Here is a 5,327-nt window from a genome sequence, read left to right on the forward strand (position 1 = left end):
ATACGACCAGCCACGTACGCCGAGCGCCTCAGCGCCCGGCAGCCGGCGCCCTACCAGTGGCCGCCGTAGACCGGCGCGGGGGCACTGCCCGTCGCGGTCGGCATGCCGGTGGGCGGGTAGGTTGCGCCGGACGTCGGCTTGCCGGTGGACGGATCGGTCGGGCCGGACGTCGGCATGGCAGTCGGCATACCGCTCGGCTCGGTGGTCGGCCGACCAGTGGGCATTCCGGTCGGCCTGATGGTGGGCTTTCCGCCCGATTTCAGCGTCGGCGTTCCGGTCGGCGTGCCCACGGGTTCGGACGTCGGCCTGCCGGACGGTGCACCGACCGGCATCGCGGCCGGCGGGCCGTTCGTCCCGGTGGCCGACGGCGGAGCGGCGGCGGGAGGAGCGGCGGTCGGTACGGTGGGAGTGCACGCCACGGCCAGCACCGAAGTCCCGATGGCGAGGAGGAGGTACGACATCTGCCGGCCGCTGGGGACTCGGCCACCCCCGCCGCGAGGGCGGAGAGAAGCGGCTCGGGATGAGAGTTCCATGCTGCGGTCCCTCCAGGGTGAGCGATTCCGATGAGTGCTGTGAGTGCGGTACGGGCCGGAGCCGGAGCCGGACGAACCGGACCAGGAGGGCGGTACCTGTCCAGCCTCCGCCGGTCACCCTGCGGCGACCAGCGGATGAGCGTTCTTGTCGTCGGTCTGCGCCGGCGCGGTTGCCTGCCGTACCGGAGACTGGCCGGACGCAACGGCCGCGGGCCGGCCCGACGGGCCGCTCTCCAGCGACGCGGGTCCGGCCTGCTTGCCCGCCGCGCCTGGCGCCTGGCCAGGGGCTTCGACGGCCGCCGCGCCGGACAGTGGCATCACCGTCGTCGTCGGCGTGGTGCCGACGAGGGTGCCGGCGGCGCCGTGAGCCGGAGCCACCGGGCGGGTACGGAAGGCCAGCTGGCGGCTCACCGCTTCGTCGAGAGTGACCGGCCGCTTCAGCTCACTGGCCAACTCGGATGCGAGAAATCCGAGTTCGGCGACGCGTTGCCAGTCGAGACGGACCACGAGACGCAGCTCGGCGCCTCCTTCAGGGGCGGCTGTGACAGCCGGGACGGCCATGTCGTTCACGGACGATCCTTACCGTGCGGATTGTGGTGGGGGATGGGCGTCGGCAGATGGCCGTGGCCACCGGTCCGGCGTGCGTCGGTGTGGGCCCGCATGCCGGCCGCCCGGCAGCCGGCGTGGCGGCGTGGACGGGTGAGGTGGGTCCGGTGCCGTGCTGCCCGTACCGGGCTTGGCGAGAGAGACCGTACGGCCTGTCGGCCTGTCGAAGACACCGTCAGCGTGGAACTTTCGACTTCCCTGAGGGAGCGCTCACTCCGGGCTCAATCGGTACCGCCGGGGCCCGCTCAGCACCGCTTCGACGATGCTGAGCGGGAGGCCATCGGGAGCCACCAGGCCACCGGGCGAGCGGAACCTCGTGCGTTCGTCAGCGGCCTTCGCCGTACGGGGCTTCAAGGTCGGGCGGGGCTATCCCGTGCGGGCCGTCCCGTTCAGCGGTGGGCGGCGAGCAGCCGGGCGGCCAGTTGGTCGGCCACCGGGGTGCCCAAGCCGGTGACCTGGTCGTAACCGGGCCTGGCACGGAAGTCCTGGTTTCCGCCGGTGGTCACGTCGTGGAACGCCGACTGGCCGCCGCCGGAGTTGGCCAGCACGTAGAGCTTCGGGTTCGCCTCGCCCAGCACTGCCCGGCCTGCTGCCTTGGCCTTCTGGTCGTACAGCGCGGTGAAACCGGCCCACAGTGGAGCGGCCGCCGAGGTGCCGCCGACGATCTGCCAGCTGGGGCCGGCCTTACCCTGGGTGAAGATCGCGAAGCCGGTGGCGGGATCGGCGTCGGAGGAGACGTCCGGTACGGTGCGCCCGGCTGCGCTGACGCCGGTGCCGTTCTGAAAGGTCGGTCTGGCGAAGACCTTGGAGGTGCCGCCGCCCGAGGTGATCCAGGCGCTCTCAGCGGAGTAGGTGTTGCCGCTCAGCCTCAGGTTGGTGCCGCCGACACCGGTGTTGTGCGGGCTGGAAGCCGGGAAGTCGACCGCGGGCACCCTGGGGCCGCTGGCGGAGCGGCTGCAGTCGCGCGAGCCGTCGTCGCCGGAGGCCGAGAAGATCGAGATGCCCTGGGCGGCGGCCTGCTTGAAGGAGTTGTTGACCGCGGTCATGATCGAGACGGTGGTGTCCGGCTCGCAGGAGCCCCAGGAGATCGAGATGACCGAGGCCTTGTTGTCCGCGACGATCCTGGCTGCCATGTCGACCTCGCCCTGGTCGCTGTTGGGTGCCTCGTAGATCAGTTGCTGGGCGTTGGGGGCGACGCCGCGCACGATCTCGCTGTCCAGCTCGACCTCGCCCTGGCCCTGGCCGGGGTGGGCGTCGAAGTCGGCGCCGTCCACCGGGACGGTTCGCACGGCCGGGCCGGACAGTCCGAACCTGCGGTCGTAGGTGGTCAGGTCGGAGGACCGGTAGCCGTCGAACTCCCAGAGGGCGACCGTGGTGCCGGCTCCGTTCGTGCCGACCTTGTCCAGGTTGTAGGCGCCGTCGTACTGGGCCGGGCCGAATCCGCCCGGGGTGGCGGCCGGGGTCGAGGCGTCCGGTTCGGCTATGCGGGTGGTGCGGCTGGTGTGGTCATCGAGGCCGACGATCCCGGCGACGACGTCGGCCAGGTCGGACGGCACTGACGCGGGGGTGTCGTTGGCGTGGAAGGTCCGGTGCTGCTCGCCGTCGACGTACATGCTCTCGTGGGTCCCGAAGGCCGCGGAGATCCGGTCGGCCGTGCCGCCGATGTTGACCACCTGCCGGTTGGCACTCACCCCGGTGACGGTCAGGCCCTGGGAGGTGAGGAAACGGACGACCCTGTCCACGTCGCCCTGGGTCGGGCCGTATTCGGCTGCGAACTGGTCGGGCGTCAGGTACTTCCCGTACAGCGGGTCACCCGGGGTGGAGACGGCGGCGAGGAACCGGTCGAGGGCGGCGGTGTTGCGCAGCTTGAGGTTGACGGAGACCGCCATCGGCTGGCCGGCAGCGAGGGTGTCCTGCCGCTGGGAATGGGACACGGCCGGGGACATGGTCTCCGGCAGTGCCGTTCGGGCGGCCGCAGTCTGCGGCGTCAGCGAAGCATTGGCGCTCAACGAGACGGCGGCCAGCGACAGCACGGCCAGGGCAGCGGACAGGGCAAACGATCGAGATCGCACGGACTCCTCCGGAGAATGGGAACGTTCCGGGTTGGGGAACATGCGGACGAGCATTGCGGAAAACCCGTTAGAGAAGACTTAGCGCAGCTTTATCGGCAAGTGATGTGAATTCGCCTTCGCCGCAGACGGATGGGCTGCGATCGGGTCAGTGAATTCGATTGAGGGAACGGCCGCCGGCTTTACCCCGCAGACAGTCGCTAAGCTCTGGCCGATGAGAACTCGAGGCTTTCGCGGTTCGCGGCGACGGATGCGCCACCGTGCCGCTTGGGGGCGGGCCGAGCGGCGCAGGGTCGCCCAGCGTGTGGTGCGCCGGAGGAGGCGTTCCCGCCTGTTCGAGCTGCCGCTGATCACGCTGGTGGCACTGGTGCTGGCCGTATTGCTGAAGACGTTCCTGATGCAGGTGTTCGTGATTCCGTCGGGTTCGATGCAGAACACGCTCGGCATCGGCGACCGGGTCGTGGTCGACAAGCTCAGCCCGTGGTTCGGCGGCCAGCCGCACCGCGGTGACGTGGTGGTGTTCCAGGACCCCGGCGGCTGGCTGGAGGCGGATCGGCCGAACGCCTCGGACGGGCCGGTGTTGCACACGGTGAAGACCGCTTTCTCCTTCCTCGGCCTGCTCCCCTCGGACGACAAGCGGAACCTGATCAAGCGGGTGATCGGGGTCGGCGGCGACACCGTGGCCTGCTGCGACGACCACGGCAGGATCACCGTCAACGGCGTCGCGGCGAACGAGCCCTATCTCGCGCCGGGCAACGCGCCTTCTCAACAGACCTTCGACGTCACCGTACCCAGGGGACGGATCTGGGTGATGGGTGACCACCGCGATGTGTCCGCCGACTCCCGCTTCCACCTGGGGGATCCGGGTCAAGGGACCATTCCGCTGACGAGCGTGGTGGGTCAGGCGGTTGCGATCGTCTGGCCGGTCCCGCGGATCCGGCACCTGGACGCACCCGCTCCGCCCCCCTCGCTGCCGGCCGCGACCGGAGGCCCGGGGCACGCTCGACCGTCTCCCGGTCCCGATCACTTCCCGGCGCAGCCGCCGTCCGCGCCGCCCGCGTCAGGCGCGCTCGTGCTCCCGGTCGGGTGGTGGCAGTCGCGACGGAAGCATCGGCAGTGGTCCGTCAGATGAGCTGGCCCTTAGGCGACTTTTAGGGGATCTCGCTGCCGACGCCAACGGCCCCTTTCGCCTCCCACGATCGAACACACCGCTGTTCGAAGCAGGTTGAGACCCGCTCCCCGGATGCGGCCCCCGAAGCGGACTTCCGCGTGGACCCGAGTACCGGTCCGCGTGCGGCTGCTCCCCCAGCTCCTCATCGCGCCGTCACGGCACCTTTGCCTGAGGACCCACATGACCTCACGATCAGCTCATCACCGCTCCCCCGGCCGAAGCCGCCGGGTGACCAAGCCCGCCCTCGGCCTCGCCGCCGTACTCAGCGCCGGCGCCGCCGTCCTGGGCGTGTCCTTCGCCGCCACCACGCGGGCCGCGCCGCACGCCGACGCGGCGGCCCAGCCCACCGCCACCCCGACCGGCAAGCCGACCCCCACCCGGTCCTCCGCCACCTGTTCCCGGGCCCAGTTGCTCGGCAATCCCGGCTTCGAGACCGGCGAGGCCGCGCCATGGACGGCCACCGACGCCGTGATCTACGACTCCACGGGAATGCAGCCGCGCTCGGGCAACTGGGATGCCTGGTTGGGAGGTTATCCCTACCCCGCCACCGACACCCTGTCACAGCAGGTGACCGTTCCGGCCGGCTGCAAGGCCGGCCTCAGCTTCTGGCCGCACGTCGCCAGCTGCGAACCGTCCACCGGCGCCGACACCCTGACCGTCAAGGCCAACTCGACCACCCTGGCCACCTACACCAACCGGGACGCAACCGACGGCTATGTACACAAGACCCTCGACCTCTCGCCTTCGCAGGCCAGAAGGTGACGATCACCTTCACCGGAGTCGAGGTCACGGGCGCCGAGCAGACCAGCTTCGTGATCGACGACACCGCCCTCAACGTCTCCTGACCACTCCGGCGAGCGATCAGGGCGAGCGGGCCCGCGGACGCATCGGCCGACCGCCGTGTCGCCCGCAGCCCGTCCGAACACCGCCCCCGGCGGGCGCGGCATC

Annotated in this window: 5 protein-coding genes; 2 read left to right on the plus strand and 3 right to left on the minus strand. The window is 70.8% G+C overall.

Annotated elements, in window-relative coordinates:
* Window positions 1-50 precede the first annotated feature (50 nt).
* From ACFQ87_RS44035 to ACFQ87_RS44045, 3 genes are all read right to left on the minus strand, one after another.
* A complete protein-coding gene (locus tag ACFQ87_RS44035; protein ID WP_380616678.1) occupies window positions 51-176 on the minus strand; it encodes a hypothetical protein in 126 nt (41 codons plus the stop codon).
* A gap of 471 nt (window positions 177-647) precedes the next feature.
* On the minus strand, window positions 648-1,103 hold the full coding sequence (locus ACFQ87_RS44040) for a hypothetical protein (protein ID WP_380616679.1): 456 nt from the start codon (window positions 1,101-1,103) through the stop codon (window positions 648-650).
* A gap of 425 nt (window positions 1,104-1,528) precedes the next feature.
* A complete protein-coding gene (locus tag ACFQ87_RS44045; RefSeq protein ID WP_380616680.1) occupies window positions 1,529-3,211 on the minus strand; it encodes a protease pro-enzyme activation domain-containing protein in 1,683 nt (560 codons plus the stop codon).
* A gap of 148 nt (window positions 3,212-3,359) precedes the next feature.
* On the opposite strand from ACFQ87_RS44045, the gene lepB reads away from it, so the two are divergent.
* Complete coding sequence (gene lepB, locus ACFQ87_RS44050; RefSeq protein ID WP_380616681.1) at window positions 3,360-4,340, plus strand: signal peptidase I; 981 nt, start codon at window positions 3,360-3,362, stop codon at window positions 4,338-4,340.
* Window positions 4,341-4,607: 267 nt separating this feature from the next.
* A complete protein-coding gene (locus tag ACFQ87_RS44055; RefSeq protein ID WP_380616682.1) occupies window positions 4,608-5,141 on the plus strand; it encodes a hypothetical protein in 534 nt (177 codons plus the stop codon).
* The last annotated feature ends 186 nt before the right edge of the window (window positions 5,142-5,327 follow it).

Source organism: Kitasatospora sp. NPDC056531 (assembly GCF_042794375.1).
In the GTDB taxonomy this organism is placed as follows: Bacteria; Actinomycetota; Actinomycetes; order Streptomycetales; family Streptomycetaceae; genus Kitasatospora.

What these genes read in the sequence shown, in the direction of transcription:
- ACFQ87_RS44035 (WP_380616678.1), bottom strand. Translation starts at nt 176, where the DNA reads ATGCCGACGTCCGGCCCGACCGATCCGTCCACCGGCAAGCCGACGTCC.